The following is a 16,522-nucleotide window of genomic DNA, read 5'->3' on the forward strand; positions in this document are numbered from 1 at the left end:
CCGAAGCCGCCCCCAAGCGGATTGCTGCCGACAGTGATGCGTTGAACGGAGAGATCTGGAACATGTTCGCCTACTACCTCGACCTGGCCCTGCGCAGCCTCAAGCGCAACAAGGCGCTCACCGCGCTGATGGTGCTGGCCATTGCGCTGGGCATCGGTGCGAGCATGACCACCTTGACGGTGCTGCACGTGCTGTCGGGTGATCCGCTGCCGGGCAAGAGCAGCAAGCTGTTCTATCCCCAACTCGATCCGCAGGACATGGCTGGCTACAAGCCGCAGGACGAGCCGGCGGCGCAAGTCACCTGGATCGACGGCATGGCGCTGCTGCATGCCAAGCGCGCCCGTTACCAGGCGTTGATGACCGGTGGCGCGATACCGATCCAGCCAGCGCAGTCCGCCATCGATCCGTTCTTCGAGGACGCGCGTTACACCACCGCCGATTTCTTTCCGATGTTCGAGGTGCCGTTTCTCTATGGCCACGGCTGGAATGCCACCGACGACGAAGCCAGCGGGCGCGTGGCCGTGCTCACCCGCAAGCTCAACGACAAGCTGTTCGACGGCAAGGACAGCACCGGGCAGACCTTGCGCATGGACGACGTGGCGTTTCGCATCGTCGGCGTCCTCGACAGCTGGCGACCGACGCCGCATTTCTACGATCTCAACACCGGCAGTTACTCCGACGACGAGGGCATATTCGTTCCGTTGACCACGGCGACGGATCTGAAATTCCCCCGCAATGGCTCGACCGATTGCTGGGACAAGGGGCAGAGCAACAACATGAAAACGGCGACCTGCACCTGGCTGCAATTCTGGGTGCAGCTGGACACGCCGGCCGAAGCGGCTGCCTACCAGGCTTTCCTGCTGAACTACTCGCGGGATCAGAAATCGCTGGGCCGCTTCCAGCGACCGGCCAATGTCCGCCTGCGCGACGTGATGGGCTGGCTCGACTACAACAAGGTGGTACCCGGCGACGTGCATCTGCAGGTATGGCTGGCGTTCGGCTTTCTGCTGGTGTGCCTGGTCAACACGGTCGGACTGATGCTGGCCAAATTCCTGCGCCGCTCGGGCGAACTCGGCATTCGCCGCGCGCTGGGCGCGTCGCGCCGTTCGCTATTCGCGCAATTGCTGGTCGAAGCTGGCGTGGTCGGTCTCGTCGGCGGCGTCGGTGGCTTGCTGCTGGCGCTGTTTGGCCTTTGGCTGGTGCGTCGGCAACCCTCGGACTATGCCGCACTGGCGCACCTGGATCTGCCGATGCTGCTGGCGACCTTCGCCGCTGCCATCGCGGCCACCCTGCTGGCCGGCTTGCTGCCAGCGTGGCGCGCCTGCCTGATCACCCCCGCGTTGCAGCTGAAGAGCAACTGACATGGATATCCGCCCCATCTTCTCCACCTTGCGCCGGCACAAGATCCCCGCGTTGCTGCTGATCCTGGAGGTCGCGCTGACCTGCGCCATCGTTTGCAACGCGGTGTTCCTGATCAGCCAGCGTCTGCAGCGCGACCAGATGGCCAGCGGCGTGGCCGAACATCAACTGGTGCAGATCCAGGTCGCCAACATCGGCAAGCCGGCCGATGCCAAGGCGCGGGCGCAGGAGGATCTGGCGCTGCTGCGACAGGTCCCCGGCGTGACCGCGGCGGCGCTGGTCAACCAGGTGCCGTTCACCAACAGCTCGTCGAACACCAGCGTCAGGCTCGATTCCGCACAGAAGCTGCCCACGCTCAACGCCACCATGTACATGGGCGAGGGCCTGATCCGCACCTATGGGAGCAAGCTGGTGGCGGGCCGTGATTTCAATGCCGACGAATACATGGAATTCGACGACATGCAGGGCGATCCCCACCTGCAGAGCAAGGTCGGTTCGGCGGTGATCACCCAGGCGCTGGGCGAGCGGCTGTGGCCCGGGCAGAGCGCGCTGGGCAAAAACATCTATCTGGGGGATACCTCGGTGCGCGTGATCGGCGTGGTGCAGGCCTTGATCCGGCCATCCCTGTCCATGGGTGACGACGCGGCGCAGTGGACGATGATCTTTCCGCTGCGCATGAGTACCCGAAGCGCCTCGCGCTACGTGCTGCGCACGGCACCCGGACAACGCGAAAGTGTGCTGGCTGCCGCCGCCAAGGCGCTGCGCAAGGCCGACCCGCACCGCATCATCCTGGACAAGAAGACACTCGATGACATCCGCGGCGACTTCTTCCAGAACGACCGCGCCATGGCCGGCATTCTGGTCGGCGTCATCATCGCGCTGCTCGCGGTGACCGCGCTGGGCATTGTCGGCCTGGCCAGCTTCTGGGTCGCGCAACGCCGCCGCACCATCGGCGTGCGTCGCGCGCTGGGCGCCACCCGCGCCAACATCCTGCATTACTTCCAGACCGAAAATTTCCTGCTCGCCACGATCGGCATCGTGCTCGGCATGGTGCTGGCCTACGGCATCAACCTGTTCCTGATGCTGCATTACGAATTGCCGCGACTTCCGGCCGTCTATTTCCCGGTGGGCGCGATTGTGCTGTGGCTGATCGGGCAGCTGGCGGTGCTGGGCCCCGCTTTGCGGGCGGCGGCGGTGCCACCGGTTGTGGCAACGAGGTCGGTGTGATGAGCGCAATACCTGCAGGAGCGCACCTTGGGTGCGATGCTCTTCACGCAAGAGCCATCGCGCACAGGGTGCGCTCCTGCAAAATCGGATGGAGTGATGCACATGTTCGCCTACTACCTTGACCTGGCCTTGCGCAGCCTCAAGCGCAACAAGGTGCTGACCGCGCTGATGGTGCTGGCGATCGCCGTGGGCATCGGTGCCAGCATGACCACGCTGACGGTGATGCACTTGTTGTCCGGCGATCCGGTGCCCACGCGCAGCGGCACGCTGTTCTATCCGCAGGTGGATGGCAACCCGACCCCCGGTGATTTCAAGCAGCCGCTGGACGTGCTCGACTACCAGTCCGCGGTGGATCTGTGGACGGCGCATCGTGCCGACCGCCAGGCGTTGGTGGTGCAGAGTTCGGTGCGGCTGCGTTCGCCCGAGCTCAACCAGCCCGCGTTGATGCCGGACATGTTGTCCACCACCAGCGACTTCTTCCCGATGTTCGACGTGCCGTTCCAGTACGGCGCCGCGTGGACGTCGGAAGACGACGACAAGCACGCGCAGGTCGCGGTGATCTCGGCCGATCTCAACCAGAAGCTGTTCGGTGGCCGCAACAGCATCGGCCATACGCTGCAATTGCGTGACACCGACGTGCGCATCGTCGGCGTACTCCAGCCGTGGCGGCCGAAACCACTGTTTTATGACGTAGCCGGTGGCCGCTTCGCCAACGGTCAGACCTCGGCCTTCTACCGCAAGACAGAGGACGTGTTCACACCGTTTTTCACCGGACTGGATTTGAACGACGGCAATTTCCAGCAATTCACCTGCTGGCACATGCCCGAGACACCGGGCCATCTGCAGAACTCGCCGTGCGTGTGGGTCAGACTGTGGGTTCAGTTGGGCGATGCGGGGAAGGTCGCCGCGTACAAGCAGTTTATCGACGGCTATGCCGCCGAACAGACAGCGTTGGGCCGTATCGTGCGACCACAGAACACCCGTCTGCGCAGCCTGATGGAGTGGCTCGACTACAACGGCGTGGTACCCAGCGACGTGCGTCTGCAGACCTGGCTGGCGTTCGCCTTCCTGGCGATCTGCCTGTTCAACACCATCGGTCTGCTGCTGGCGAAATTCCTCCGTCGCAGCGGCGAGATCGGTGTGCGGCGTGCCCTCGGCGCGAGCCGCAGCGCGGTATTCGCGCAGTGCCTGGTAGAGGCCGGAATGGTCGGCCTGATCGGCGGTGCGGGAGGCCTGTTGCTGACCTTGGCCGGCCTGTGGGTGATTCGCCAGCAACCCGCCGAGTACGCCGACCTGGCGCATCTCGATGTGTCGATGTTTGCGGTCACCTTCGTCTTGGCGATTGCCGCCAGCCTGCTTGCCGGTTTGCTGCCGGCATTCCGGGCCAGTCGGGTGGCGCCCGGTCTCCAGTTGAAGACGCTTTAGCGCGCTGTCCCGGCGCAAGAAATCGGCCATCTGTGGTCGGACTCATCAGAACAGCGGCTTCCATGCAGGTAAAAGGTTTTCTCCTTATGCAGATCCAACCCATTCTTGCCGCGCTTCGTCGCCACCGAACGGCCACCCTGTTGATCACCATGGAGATCGCACTGGCCTGTGCCGTGTTGTGCAACGCGTGCTTCCTGATCGCCAACCGGATTGCCTTGATCCAGCTCGACAGCGGCGTGGACGAGTCCGCGCTGGCCACCGTGCAACTGCAAGGTTACGAAGACAGCAAGGCGGTCGATCTGAACGCGCGGGTGTTGAGCGGTCTGCGCGGTATTTCGGGAGTGAAGTCGGTCAGCGTCCTGAACTCCATCCCGTTTGGCGCGCGTCGCGGCACCGCCGGCATCACGATGGACATGGCCGGCCGGAAGTCCGGCGGCGTGGTGGAGTTCTATGTCGGCAGTCCGGGCAGTCTGCAGGCGCTGGGCACCCGGCTGGTAGGCGGGCGCGGGCCACAGGCCGACGATTTCCAGTCCTTCACAGGCCTGATGCCGGCCAACTCGTCGGTGCAGGTCACCCGCGCGCTGGCCGAGCATTTGTGGCCGGGCGCTGATCCATTGGGCAAAGAGTTCTGGCTCGACAAGTCACATTACCGCGTGGTCGGCGTGATCGATCGGCTGATCCGGCCCGATCCCACCGGCTGGCCCGGCCAGAGCAAGGACTGGTCGGTGTTCGTGCCGGCACAGCCGGGCAAGTATTTGGCCGGCAGCTATCTGTTGCGCGCCGATCCGGCGAAGTTGCTGCGCGTCATGCGCGACGCGCGTGCGCTGTTGCCGAAAATCGCGCCGGACGCGGTGATCGACCAGGATGGCACCCACACCCTCAGCGAACTGCGCCGTACCGTGTTCCAGCAGGACCGCGCGATGATCGGCATGCTCGTCGGCGTCATCATCGCACTGCTGCTGGTCACCGCGCTGGGCATCGTCGGCCTGGCCAGTTTCTGGGTCGGCCAGCGCCGCCGACAGATCGGCATTCGCCGCGCCATCGGCGCCACCCGTGCCGACATCCTGCATTACTTCCAGACCGAGAATTTCCTGATCGTCGCGTTCGGCATCGCGCTGGGCATGGTGTTGGCGTACGGCTTGAACCTGCTGCTGATGACGCACTACGAACTGCCGAGGATGCCGTTGTATTACCTGCCGATCGCCGCGCTGGTGCTGTGGGGATTGGGCCAACTCGCCGTGCTCGGACCAGCGTTGCGGGCCGCTGCCGTGCCGCCGGTGGTGGCGACGCGGTCGGTGTGACGAATTCGGAATAACAGGTTTGCGGGGGAAGGGAATGTTCAGTTACTACATTGACATGGCACTGCGCAGCTTGAAGCGCAGCCCGGTTCTCACGGCGCTGATGGTGCTGGCAATCGGGCTGGGCATCGGCGCGTCGATGACCATGATCACCGTGCTCCATGTGATGACGGCCGATCCGTTGCCGGGGCGCAGCGCGGTGTTGTTCACGCCGCATCTCGATCCCTTGCCGCTGGATCACAAGCACCGGAGCGACGGTCCCGACCCGACCGATAATCTCACCTGGCCGGACGCGATGGGACTGCTCAGTGCACACCGGGCCACACTCCAGGCTGCGATGGCGGGCGGCACGCTGCTCCTTCGCCCCGCACGCGCGGATCTTCGTCCGTTCAAAATCAGTGGCCGTTACGGCACGGCTGAACTGTTTGCCTTGTTCGGCATAGCCTTCGAGCGTGGGCAGGGTTGGTCGGCGGCCGACGATGCATCGCGAGCCCGCGTGGTCGTGCTCAGCCAGACGCTTGCTCGAAAATTGTTCGGCAACGCCAGCGGCATCGGCCAGACCGTGCGCTTGGGTGAGAGCGATTTTCGCGTGATCGGCGTCACCGCGGACTGGCAACCGCGGCCCATGTTCTACGCCGACCTGTCGGCGCAGTCCTTTGGTGATACGGATCAGTTTTTCCTGCCGCTTTCCGCCGCGGTGGACCTGAAATTGCAGATCAATGGCAACCAGTCCAACTGGAGCAAGGATGACTCCGGCGAGCCGATGACTAGTGCCGAAATGACCTGGCTGCAATTCTGGGTGCAGCTGGACAGCACGGCGCAGGTGCAGGTGTACCAGCAGTTTCTGATGGACTATTCCGCCCAGCAGAAGGCGCTCGGCCGATTCCAGCGGCCAGCCACTGAGGCGAAGTTGTACAGCCTGATGGGCTGGCTGGCGCACAAGAATCTGGTGCCGACGGATGTCCGCCTGCAGCTGTGGCTGGCATTGGGCTTCCTGCTCGTGTGCATCGTCAACATTGTCGCGTTGTTGCTGGCGAAGTTCCTCCGCCGCAGCGGTGAGATCAGTGTGCGGCGCGCGTTGGGTGCGCGACGGCGCGACATTTTCCTGCAGCTTGGGATCGAGTCGGCCACGATCGGCATGGCCGGTGGCGTGCTGGGGCTGCTGATCGCTGAGCTGGGCCTGTGGAGCGTGCGCCGTCGCCCTGATGACTACGCGCAAATGGCGCAGATGGACATGTCGATGTTGCTGGGCACGCTGGCGCTGGCTGTCCTTGCCAGCGTGCTGGCCGGTTTGTTGCCCGCATGGCGGGCGTGCCGTGTACAGCCGGCACTGCAGTTGAAAACCCTGTGAGGACATCCAGCATGCAACTGCGCCCGATACTCTCGACCCTGCGTCGACACAAGCTCACCGCGAGCTTGCTGGTGCTGCAGGTTGCCCTCACCTGCGCCATCGTCTGCAACGTCGCGTTCATGATTGCCAATCGTGTGCAACGGATCAGCGTCCCCACCGGGATGGCCGAGAACGAGTTGTCGGTGATCCCGAGCGCGGGCATCGAGAAGGACGAGAATCCGCAGGCCCGGCACACTGCGGACCTGGCGGCGTTGCGCGGGATTCCCGGCGTGCAATCCGCGGTGGCGGTCAGCTATTCGCTGCCGCTGGATCAAAGCGAGTCATCCCGCGGCTTCTGCCCGAGCAAGCAGGCGCTGGATCGGGCTATGCAGCTCAACTCGATCGATGGCAGCGGCTGCATGGAGCCGGCGGTATACGACGGCACGCCCGGTTTGATCAACACGCTCGGTCTGCGCCTGGTGGCGGGGCGCGACTTCCGCCCGGACGAGTACGTTAGCGCGGGCAAACCCGCGGTTGCCATCGTCACCCGCGCTCTCGCGCAGCATCTCTACCCCGACAAACAGGCACTGGGACAGAGCATGTACGACGGCGACAATTACATTCGCATCGTAGGCATTGTCGACAGGTTCCTGCGTCCGAACTTGCGCAAACCTGGCGTCGACGACGACAGCCTGATCTGGCCGCAGCGCCCGAATGATTCCGGTGTGCTCTACGTAATGCGCAGCACGCCGCAGGACCGGGGACGCGTGCTACAGGCGGCTTCGGCGGCATTGCTGAAGGCCAGTCCGAACCGGCTCATCAACCCGAAGCGGATCCAGACCTACACCGAGATCCGTGCCGCCTACTTCCAGCGTGACACCACCATGATCGGGTTGCTGATCGCTTCGGCGCTGGGCTTGCTGTTCGTTACAGCGATGGGCATCACCGGCCTGGCGAATTTCTGGGTGCAGCAGCGCACGCGCAGCATCGGCATTCGCCGCGCGATCGGCGCCACCCGCGGTGACATCCTGCGCTACTTCCAGATCGAGAATTTCCTGATCGTCAGCGCCGGTGTTTTGCTGGGCATCCTGTTGGCCTTCGTGCTCAACGGCGTGCTGATGCAGCATTACGAGTTGCAGCGATTGCCGTGGTTCTATCTGCTGGTTGGCGCGCTGGTGTTGTGGGGACTGGGCCAGCTCGCCGTGCTCGGACCCGCACTGCGCGCCGCGGCCGTACCGCCGGTGGTGGCGACAAGATCGGTATGAGCATGCATGCATTGACTGCGTCCCTTCCGCTTCGGATGCCTTGCGTGCTGGGAGAAACCTGATGTTTCGCTATTACCTTGACTTGGCCTGGCGGCGTTGCCGGCAGGGGCCGGCGATGGTCCTGCTGTTGACCTTCACCATGGCCATCGGGATTGCGTCGTGCATGACGGCGCTGACGATCTTCAGCGCGTTGTCCGGCGACCCGCTGCCGGGGATCAGTCCGCAGCTGCAGGTGGTGACGATGGATGCCCGCGAGGCGCGGGACAGCGACAGCAATGATTACGGCAAACCGGAGAGTTACCTCAGCCGGATCGACGCGAAGGCGCTGTTGGATGCCGGGCGCGCCCGCCAGCAGGTCGCGCTTGCGCAGAGTTACACCCTGGTCGCGCGTCCGGACGGCAAGCAGTCGGAGCAGGTGCAGGGCTTGATGGCCGAGGGTCCATTGCTGCAAATGCTCGGTGTTTCGCTACGCCATGGACGAAGCTGGACTGCCGCCGACCAGGCGGCGCGGGTGCCGGTGGTGATCATCGACAGCGACTTGGCCGTGAAAATGTTTGGCAAGGAGAACGCGGTCGGGCAGAGCGTATCGATGGGGACGCGCGAGTTTCGCGTCATCGGCGTCAGCGCGCCGTGGAAGCCGCGAACCCAGTTTCTTGATCTGCCGCGCAACCAGGGCAATGTGCTGGGTACGCCGGAACAGTTCTTCGTGCCGGCCCAGGCCGCACTGGACGCCGGTGTGGGCCCGCTGACGGCGGGCAAGTGCGGCAAGGGTGCGGCGGTGGTCAGCTTCCAGTCGGCCGAGGTGGAAAAGTGCCGTTGGCTTGAGGTGTGGGTGGCGCTGGACTCGCCGACAGCGGTCAGTGGATACCAGCAATTTGTCGCCAGCTATGCGAACGCCCAACAGGCGGCCGGGCGTTTTGTCTATCCACCGAACGCCCGACTGTTTGGTGTTCGTGCGTGGATGATTTCGAACCAGGTGGTTCCCGATGACGTGGGACTCAACCTGGCATTGGCCGGGGCATTCCTGCTGTTGTGCCTGGTTAACGTGGCCGGGCTGCTGGCCGCGCGCTTCCTGCGCCGGCAGGCGGACGTGACGATCCGGCGTGCGCTGGGCGCGTCGCGCGCCGAGGTATTCGCCCAGCACGTGGTCGAGACCGGGCTGCTCGGCGTGTTCGGCGGCGTGCTGGCGTTGCCGCTGACCTGGCTGGGCCTGTGGATCGTGCGCATGCAGCCGGTGGCGTATGCCGAGGCGGCCAACTTCAGTCTGCAGGCCTTTGCACTTTTGCTGCTGCTGTCCGTTGCCGTGGGACTGGTGGTGGGCATCTTGCCGGCCTGGCGCGTGTGTCGTCAGCCGCCGGCCATGCAGATCAAACTCGGGTAGGTGAAGCCATGCGACATATCATTCATCCACTATTGCGCCATCGTCTGATGCCGATGCTGGTGGTGCTGCAGGTGGCACTGGCTTGCGCCATTGCCTGCAACGCGCTGTTCCTGCTGCAGCAGCGCCTGGTTCCGATCGTTGCCCCGGATGGCATCGGTCAGCCGGAGCGGCTGGTGGTGGCATGGAACATCGCCTCACGGGGAAAGCCATGGCCAGCCAGCCGGATGCGCGAAGTGCAGGCCGCGCTGGCCAGCTTGCCGGGTGTCGAGGTGGTGGCGCTGGCGGGTTCGTTGCCGATGGAAACCAGTGCCCAGATGAACGGCGACGTGATCGGCGAGGGCGTCGGGACCAAGGCCGATGCGGCCGTCTATATCGGCGATCATCTGCGCGAGGCGCTCGACCTGCGGTTGGTTGCAGGTCGCGACTTCAGCGCGGAAGAGCAGCGCATTGATTACAAGGACATTGGCATCAATGCCAGCGGACCAACCATCATCACCAAAGCGCTGGCCGAGCGCCTTTTTCCCGGCGTCAACGCGCTGGGCAAGGTGATCCGCATCGGTCAGGACGCGGATGCGGGTCGGCGTACCGTGGTCGGCATTGTCGATCACCTGATGCGCAACAAGCTGGGGCAGGACAATCGCAGCAACATCGACTACAGCATGCTGTTCCCCGGCGTGCCCGGGCAATGGCCGATGCCGGTGTTTGCCGTCCGCGCGCGCAGCGCCGCCGAGGCGGGGCGCGTGCGCCAGGCGGTGGAGACCACGATCAAGCGTGAGTTGGGAGCCGAGTTGATCCAGGGCTTCGACCCCACGTTCCAGATGTACGCCGCCATGCGCGAGAACATGCTGGCCAAGTCCAAGGCCGCGGTATGGTTGTTGTCCGGCGTGAGCCTGGTGGTGTTGATCGTGGCGCTGGTAGGCATCATGGGGCTGACCGGTTACTGGGTGCAGCAGCGTACGCGGCAAATCGGCATACGCCGCGCGCTGGGTGCAAGGCGTGTCGATGTCCTGCGTCACGTGCAACTGGAAAACCTGCTGGTGGTGGGAGCCGGCATCACGCTGGGCATGTTGCTGGCTTATGCGGTGAACCTGTGGTTGATGCGTCATTACGAGCTGTCGCGTCTGCCATGGACCTACCTGCCATTCGGCGCGGTGCTGATGCTCGTGCTTGGCCAGTTGGCCGTGCTGGCGCCGGCGTTCCGCGCGGCAGCAGTACCACCGGTGGTCGCGACGCGGTCGGTGTGAGATCCATGCAATCCTGCACAGGTCATCGCCGTCGCGCCGTGGTAACTGTGACTCCCTCCATTCTCCGTCCCAAAGGAAGCTCTCTGATGAAGACCCTGCCATTGCTGATCTGCGCGACCCTGTTGGGGTCGGTGACCATCGCGGCTCCCCTGCATGCCAAGTCGCCGCAGGTCAGCGGCAAGACTGACGTGGCGAGCCGCGTGGCGACGTTGAATGCGTTGCTGGCCGAACAGTGGCAGCACACGCTGCAGAACTCGCCCGAGTTCGCCACCATCCTTGGCAACCTGCGCTACAACGATCGCTGGAGCGATCTCTCGCTGGCGCATGCGGCGGCCGAGCACCAGGCCACTGCCGATTTCCTCAAGCGCTTCGAAGCGATCGACACCCGCGGGTTCTCCGACACCGACAAGCTCAATCAGCAGTTGATGGTGCGCCAACTCAATGACAGTCTGAAAAGCTACGACCTGAAGCTGTTCGAGATGCCGCTGGATCAAATGAGCGGTATCCACCTGCAGTTGGCCGGCTTCGTCAGCTCGATCCCGTTCAACAACACGAAAGACTATGACGATTACCTCGCGCGTCTGCGGGCGGTGCCGAAGGCATTCGAGCAGGTCATCGGCGTGGCGCGGCAGGGGTTGGCGGACAAGATGATGCCGCCGAAATACCTGCTTGAGAAAGTGGTGGTGCAGATTGCCAACATCGAGAAGCCGGTCGGCATGGACAGCGTGTTTGCCGAGCCGCTGAAGCATTTCCCGAAGTCGGTATCGGTGGCCGACCAAAAGCGCCTGCACGATGCGATCCTCGCGGCCATCGATGATGACGTGCGGCCGGCCTATGCCAAGCTGGGCCAGTTCGTGGCGAAAGACTATGCTCCGCACGGACGCAGCCAGCCCGGCATCTGGGACTTGCCCAACGGCGAGGCCATTTACCGCTTCGACGTGGAACAGATGACAACCACCGAGAAGACGCCGCAGCAGATTCACGATCTCGGGCTTGCCGAGGTCAAGCGCATCGAAAACGAGATGACGGTGATTGCCAAGGCGCAAGGGTTTGCCGATCTGGCCAGCTTCCGCGCGTCGCTCAAGACCAACCCGAAAACCCACGCGACGTCGCGCGAAGACATTCTCAATCGTTATCGCGGCTATTTGGCGCAGATGCAGCCACAGCTGCCCAAGCTGTTCGGCATACTGCCGAAAACCAGGGTCGAGGTGTTGCCGGTGGAGGCGTTCCGCGAGAAGGAGGCGGCCGGTGCCGAATACCATCAGGGCACGCCGGATGGCTCGCGGCCGGGGCAGATTTTCGTCAACACCGGCGACTTCGCCAACCGCAGCGTGCTGTCGATCGAGTCCACCGCCTATCACGAAGGCGTGCCCGGACATCACTTGCAGATCTCCATTGCGCAGACGTTGCCGAAGCTGCCGCCGTTTCGGCAGCAGGCCGGCTACACCGCCTATATCGAAGGGTGGGCGCTGTATTCGGAGCAGCTGGGCAAGGACATCGGTTTCTATCAGAACCCGTTGTCCGACTACGGCCGTTTGTCCGACGAGCTGCTGCGTGCCGATCGCCTCGTGCTCGACACCGGCGTGCACTACAAGCGCTGGACGCGTAAGCAGATGGTGGACTTCTTCCACACCCATTCCAGTCAGGACGAGCCGGACGTGCAAGCCGAAACGGACCGCTACGTGACCTGGCCGGGGCAGGCGCTGGCGTACAAGATGGGCGAGCTGAAAATCCTTGAGTTGCGTACGCGGGCGAAGCGCGAGCTTGGTGACAAATTCGACATTCGCGCGTTCCATGACGAAGTGCTCAGTGGCGGCGCGCTGCCGCTGGACGTACTGGAAACGCGCGTCAACGACTGGATTGCCGCGGTGAAGGCAGGCACCGCGCCGGCGCATCCGGTCGCTGCGGCGGGTTGATCCGGGGGCACTCTGTGCCGGTTCATGCCATGGATGGCAAGACACCGGGGCGGGCGTCGCCATCTGTGCTCACGATCCCGTGATCGACCCGGGGTACCCATCGCGTCGCGGCCGATGTTACGGTCCGCGATCGAATAGCCCGATAGTCATCACAACCTTTATCACTGGAGCGGCATCCATGTCCGCATGTGCAGAAAAAAGATGACCCGTACCGTTTTGATCATCGACGACAACCCCGCGGTAGGCGAGGCGCTGTCGCTGGCGTTGTCGCTGCACGAAATTCGTGCGCTGGTGGCGCTGACCCCCGAGGAGGGGCTGGCGCTGCTTCAGCGCGAGACGGTCGATGTGCTGATCCAGGACATGAATTTCACCGCTGACACCACCTCGGGCGAGGAGGGCGTGGCGCTGTTCCGGGCCATTCGCGAGCAGCATTCCGATCTGCCGGTGATCCTGTTGACCGCGTGGACGCATCTGGAAACCGCGGTGGAGCTGGTCAAGGCGGGTGCGGCCGACTACATGGCCAAACCGTGGGACGACAACAAGCTGCTGGCGACGGTGGAGAATCTGCTGGAGTTGTCCGAATCCACCCGCGAAGTGACTCGCAGTCGGCGCGAACGGCGCCAGCGGCGTGAACTGCTGCAAAAGAAATACGATCTGGACAACCTGGTGTTCGCTTCCGAAGCGATGGCGCGCACGCTGGATCTGGCCTGTCAGGTAGCACGTTCCGATGTCTCGATTCTGATCACGGGCCCGAACGGTACCGGCAAGGAGCGCGTCGCCGCGATCATGCATGCGAACTCGGCGGTGAAGCGTGGTCCGTTCGTGGCGGTGAACTGCGGCGCGTTGCCGGGCGAGCTGATCGAGGCCGAGTTGTTTGGTGCCGAAGCTGGCGCCTATACGGGCGCGAACAAGGCGCGCGAAGGACGCTTCGAGCTGGCCGATGGTGGCACCCTGTTCCTGGACGAGATCGGCAACCTGCCGTTGCCTGGCCAGATGAAACTGCTGCGCGTGCTGGAGACCGGTCAGTTCGAGCGACTGGGCTCGGGCAAGACACGGCAGGCGAAGGTACGCGTGCTGTCGGCCACCAATGCCGACCTCAAGGCGATGATCCAGGTCGGTACGTTCCGCGAGGATCTGTACTATCGGCTCAACGTGATCGAGGTGAACCTGCCGCCGTTGGCCGAACGCAACGAAGACATTCTGCCGTTGGCCGAATTCTTTCTTGATGGCCGCGCCGAACTGGGCGAGGCAGCACGTGACGCGCTGCTGGGCTATCCGTGGCCGGGCAATGTGCGCGAACTGAAGAATGCGATTGAGCGGGCTGCCCTGCTGGCCGGAGGCAACGCGATCACGCCGGATCTTCTCAATCTGCCGCAACACACCGCATCCACTTCGCCGCGGAATCTTGACGAACCCAGTCGCGAGGCGGTCGAAGCAGCGCTGCACAAGGCCGGCGGAGTCGTCAGTCGCGCCGCGCAGAACCTGGGGTTGTCGCGTCAGGCGCTGTATCGTCGAATGGAGCGGTATGGGCTGGCGACCATTGCTTGAGCCATCTGTGAACCACGTGCTTGCTCTTGACCAAGAGGCGTAGAAAGATGGCTGTCGGTATCCAGCAGGAGGGGCGCCGTGAGATATCGCCGAATGATGGTTCTTTCGAGCTGGCTTGTTGCCGGTGTCGCGCTGGCACAGGTGCCTCCATCCTCCGCCAGCGATTGGACTTTGCAGCCGTCGCCCAGCGCCTCGGGGGACTATCGCGCCGGCGCGCGGCTGGTTCCCGGAGCTTCCGGAACCAGTCCGTTCCGTTTCAGCGACGGGCGCGAGGGCAGTGTCCTCAACAAGCCACCACCCCAGGCGACGGACCGCGATGCCGTCCTGGGTACGGGTCGTCCGTGGCTGGGCGGGCGCCCGCCGCTGGATTGCGCCATGACGCCCCTAGACGCCAGGTGCCACTGAGCCGACCTTCCCCTGCCAAGGAGAGTGGCCGATGTGGCGTTCGCTGAATTCGCTGCGGGGCCGGCTGACGATCCTCCTGGCGGTGGCGGCGTTGGCGGGCGCGGCCATCTATGCCGGTGTCACCCAGTGGCCGTTGCCGCAGCTGCTGTTGTGGATTCGCAAGGACCTGGCGCTGACCATTCGCGCGCCCATGCAGGTAGGCATCTACGGCGGCCTGTTGGCCAGTTCGATCGTCTTGCTGCCGCTGGCGTTCTGGCTGGCTGGCCTGGTGATGGCCCCGGTAAGCCGGTTGCTGCGGGCACTGGAAGGCGCCGTGGCCAGCTATCGGGACGGGGATTTCAGCTTTTCCATTGCGGTCGATCGTCGTGACGAATTGGGTGAACTGATTCGCATGCACAACGCGCTGGGACAGACCTTGCGCGAGCAACGCCAACATCTGGTCCAGCGCGAGTTGCTGCTGGATACGGTGGTGCAGAACACACCGGTGGCGCTGGTGCTGACCGATGCCGTCGGCCGCGTCGCTTACGCCAATATCGCTTCGCGGCACCTCTTCAATGAAGGGCGCAGCCTGCACGGTCTGGAATTTTCCAGCTTGCTCGCCGATGCGCCGGAGGCGCTGCTGAAAGCGGTGCAAGGCGGCGAAGATGCCCTGCTCAGTGTGGAGATGGATGGCAGCGAGGAGATCTTCCATTTGTCGCAACGGGCGTTCCGTCTGCAGGGAAGGCCGCATCGGCTGCATCTTTTTCGCCGCATGACGCGCGAACTTTCACGCCAGGAAGTGGCCACCTGGAAGCGCGTGATCCGGGTGATCAGCCACGAACTCAACAACTCGCTGGCCCCGATCACGTCGTTGTCGCACTCCGGTGCCGAACTGGCCCGGCGCGGTCAGATCGAGCGCCTGCCCGGTGTGTTCGCCACCATCGGTGAGCGAGCCATGCACCTGCACCGGTTCATTGCCGGCTACGCCAGCTTCGCCAAACTGCCCACGCCACAGCCGGTCGATATCGCCTGGAAGCCGTTCCTGGATGGCTTGGCGTTGCACTGCCATTACCGTCTGGCCACGCCGTTGCCCAAGCTGCCCGGCCATTTTGATGCGGCGCAGATCGAACAGGTGCTGATCAACCTGATCAAGAACGCGCACGAGTCCGGTGGCGCAGAAGACGAAGTCACGCTGTCGCTGGTGGAAGTGGGTACCGAACTGCGCATCGAAGTGGCCGATCGCGGCCCGGGCATGAGCGAGACGGTGCTGGCGCAAGCGTTGTTGCCGTTCTATTCCACCAAACGCTCCGGCACCGGTCTCGGCCTGGCGCTGGCGCGCGAGATCACCGAGGCGCACGGGGGCCGGGTGCTGCTGTCCAATCGCGAAGGTGGCGGACTGCAGGTGAGCCTGCGCTTGCCGCAGGCGGCGCCCCGATAGGTCCCGTTGGCCCGAGGCGCATGGAACCGATCCGCGCTGCTTACGTTGAACGACGCCTCGGCCATCACGTCATGCAGGGTTGCCGGTGCAGGTGAATGGCATGAGGGAAGGGGACTTTCCGAACGCCGAAAATGGACGCGGCGATCCAGCGGTGGTCCTTATTGCCGGGTCAGTGAGGCTTGTTTTTCGCATCGTGGACCATCCACTAGCCTGGCCCGCGACGCGCTGCCGCAGACAATGTCATTGTCTAACACGTCGCGGATTGCCTAGCATGCACGGATGTCCCGCGCCTCCGTCCCCCTGCTGACCCGCCTGCGCCGCTATCGCGGGCTGTGGCTGTTGGCGTTTGCGACGCTGCTGATCAAGCTGTTGTCGAGTTCGGTGTGCCTGGGTGATGGCAACACGGACCCGTTTACTGCTTCGCAGGGAACCACCACGCAGACCCTCGCCACCGTTTCCGGGGGCAGCGATGCACCGCTTGATGACGCCTGCCTGCTCGGCGAAGCTGGCAACTGCCATTGCGCCTGTACCCATGCGCTCACCCTGATCTCGCAGATGGCCCCGCCCATCGTGCCGAGGGCCGTGATGATGGAATCGTCCCGACTCTCGCTGGGTCTCATGCCGGACACGACCGGCTCCCTGTTGCGCCCTCCGATCGCCTGAAACCGCCTTGCCGTGCGACGAAACCGCGTTCGCGGTTCGTCGCC

General features: G+C 64.1%; 12 protein-coding genes. All 12 read left to right on the forward strand.

Features of this window, described 5'->3' with window-relative positions; all coding sequences use genetic code 11:
• Window positions 1-62: 62 nt before the first annotated feature.
• The 12 genes from ACVWWQ_RS08520 (at window position 63) to ACVWWQ_RS08575 (ending at window position 16,478) form a co-directional block, all read left to right on the forward strand.
• Window positions 63-1,361 (forward strand): ABC transporter permease, encoded by a 1,299-nt coding sequence (locus ACVWWQ_RS08520; RefSeq protein WP_133948107.1) that lies wholly within the window; start codon window positions 63-65, stop codon window positions 1,359-1,361.
• A gap of 1 nt (window position 1,362) precedes the next feature.
• Window positions 1,363-2,586, forward strand: a complete 1,224-nt coding sequence (locus ACVWWQ_RS08525) for an FtsX-like permease family protein (protein ID WP_133948105.1) — start codon at window positions 1,363-1,365, stop codon at window positions 2,584-2,586.
• Window positions 2,587-2,688: 102 nt separating this feature from the next.
• Complete coding sequence (locus tag ACVWWQ_RS08530; protein WP_133948103.1) at window positions 2,689-4,011, forward strand: ABC transporter permease; 1,323 nt, start codon at window positions 2,689-2,691, stop codon at window positions 4,009-4,011.
• A gap of 86 nt (window positions 4,012-4,097) precedes the next feature.
• Window positions 4,098-5,312, forward strand: coding sequence for an FtsX-like permease family protein (locus ACVWWQ_RS08535; RefSeq protein WP_133948101.1), 1,215 nt, complete (start codon window positions 4,098-4,100; stop codon window positions 5,310-5,312).
• A 34-nt stretch (window positions 5,313-5,346) separates the two neighbouring features.
• Entirely contained in the window at window positions 5,347-6,660 is a 1,314-nt protein-coding gene (locus ACVWWQ_RS08540; RefSeq protein WP_133948100.1) for an ABC transporter permease, read from the forward strand.
• Window positions 6,661-6,671: 11 nt separating this feature from the next.
• Window positions 6,672-7,904: an FtsX-like permease family protein gene (locus tag ACVWWQ_RS08545; RefSeq protein WP_133948098.1), complete on the forward strand. Its 1,233-nt coding sequence runs from the start codon at window positions 6,672-6,674 to the stop codon at window positions 7,902-7,904.
• A 61-nt stretch (window positions 7,905-7,965) separates the two neighbouring features.
• Window positions 7,966-9,285 (forward strand): ABC transporter permease, encoded by a 1,320-nt coding sequence (locus ACVWWQ_RS08550; protein ID WP_133948096.1) that lies wholly within the window; start codon window positions 7,966-7,968, stop codon window positions 9,283-9,285.
• 8 nt (window positions 9,286-9,293) lie between these two features.
• Window positions 9,294-10,529 (forward strand): FtsX-like permease family protein, encoded by a 1,236-nt coding sequence (locus ACVWWQ_RS08555; RefSeq protein WP_133948094.1) that lies wholly within the window; start codon window positions 9,294-9,296, stop codon window positions 10,527-10,529.
• A gap of 86 nt (window positions 10,530-10,615) precedes the next feature.
• The gene (locus ACVWWQ_RS08560) at window positions 10,616-12,445 is read left to right on the forward strand and encodes a DUF885 domain-containing protein (RefSeq protein WP_133948092.1); all 1,830 of its coding nucleotides are present in this window, start codon (window positions 10,616-10,618) and stop codon (window positions 12,443-12,445) included.
• 201 nt (window positions 12,446-12,646) lie between these two features.
• Window positions 12,647-13,993 carry a sigma-54-dependent transcriptional regulator gene (locus ACVWWQ_RS08565; RefSeq protein ID WP_133948090.1) on the forward strand — a complete coding sequence of 449 codons (1,347 nt, stop codon included), beginning with the start codon at window positions 12,647-12,649 and terminating at the stop codon, window positions 13,991-13,993.
• A 436-nt stretch (window positions 13,994-14,429) separates the two neighbouring features.
• On the forward strand, window positions 14,430-15,815 hold the full coding sequence (locus ACVWWQ_RS08570; protein ID WP_133948086.1) for an ATP-binding protein: 1,386 nt from the start codon (window positions 14,430-14,432) through the stop codon (window positions 15,813-15,815).
• A 279-nt stretch (window positions 15,816-16,094) separates the two neighbouring features.
• On the forward strand, window positions 16,095-16,478 hold the full coding sequence (locus tag ACVWWQ_RS08575) for a hypothetical protein (protein WP_133948083.1): 384 nt from the start codon (window positions 16,095-16,097) through the stop codon (window positions 16,476-16,478).
• Window positions 16,479-16,522: the final 44 nt, after the last annotated feature.

This window comes from Rhodanobacter sp. TND4EL1 (assembly GCF_054061035.1).

Excerpts from the sequence above, each read along its gene's own strand:
- ACVWWQ_RS08520 (WP_133948107.1), top strand. The coding sequence starts at position 63 with ATGTTCGCCTACTACCTCGACCTGGCCCTGCGCAGCCTCAAGCGCAAC.
- ACVWWQ_RS08525 (WP_133948105.1), top strand. The coding sequence starts at position 1,363 with ATGGATATCCGCCCCATCTTCTCCACCTTGCGCCGGCACAAGATCCCC.
- ACVWWQ_RS08530 (WP_133948103.1), top strand. The coding sequence starts at position 2,689 with ATGTTCGCCTACTACCTTGACCTGGCCTTGCGCAGCCTCAAGCGCAAC.
- ACVWWQ_RS08535 (WP_133948101.1), top strand. The coding sequence starts at position 4,098 with ATGCAGATCCAACCCATTCTTGCCGCGCTTCGTCGCCACCGAACGGCC.
- ACVWWQ_RS08540 (WP_133948100.1), top strand. The coding sequence starts at position 5,347 with ATGTTCAGTTACTACATTGACATGGCACTGCGCAGCTTGAAGCGCAGC.
- ACVWWQ_RS08545 (WP_133948098.1), top strand. The coding sequence starts at position 6,672 with ATGCAACTGCGCCCGATACTCTCGACCCTGCGTCGACACAAGCTCACC.
- ACVWWQ_RS08550 (WP_133948096.1), top strand. The coding sequence starts at position 7,966 with ATGTTTCGCTATTACCTTGACTTGGCCTGGCGGCGTTGCCGGCAGGGG.
- ACVWWQ_RS08555 (WP_133948094.1), top strand. The coding sequence starts at position 9,294 with ATGCGACATATCATTCATCCACTATTGCGCCATCGTCTGATGCCGATG.
- ACVWWQ_RS08560 (WP_133948092.1), top strand. The coding sequence starts at position 10,616 with ATGAAGACCCTGCCATTGCTGATCTGCGCGACCCTGTTGGGGTCGGTG.
- ACVWWQ_RS08565 (WP_133948090.1), top strand. The coding sequence starts at position 12,647 with ATGACCCGTACCGTTTTGATCATCGACGACAACCCCGCGGTAGGCGAG.
- ACVWWQ_RS08570 (WP_133948086.1), top strand. The coding sequence starts at position 14,430 with ATGTGGCGTTCGCTGAATTCGCTGCGGGGCCGGCTGACGATCCTCCTG.
- ACVWWQ_RS08575 (WP_133948083.1), top strand. The coding sequence starts at position 16,095 with ATGTCCCGCGCCTCCGTCCCCCTGCTGACCCGCCTGCGCCGCTATCGC.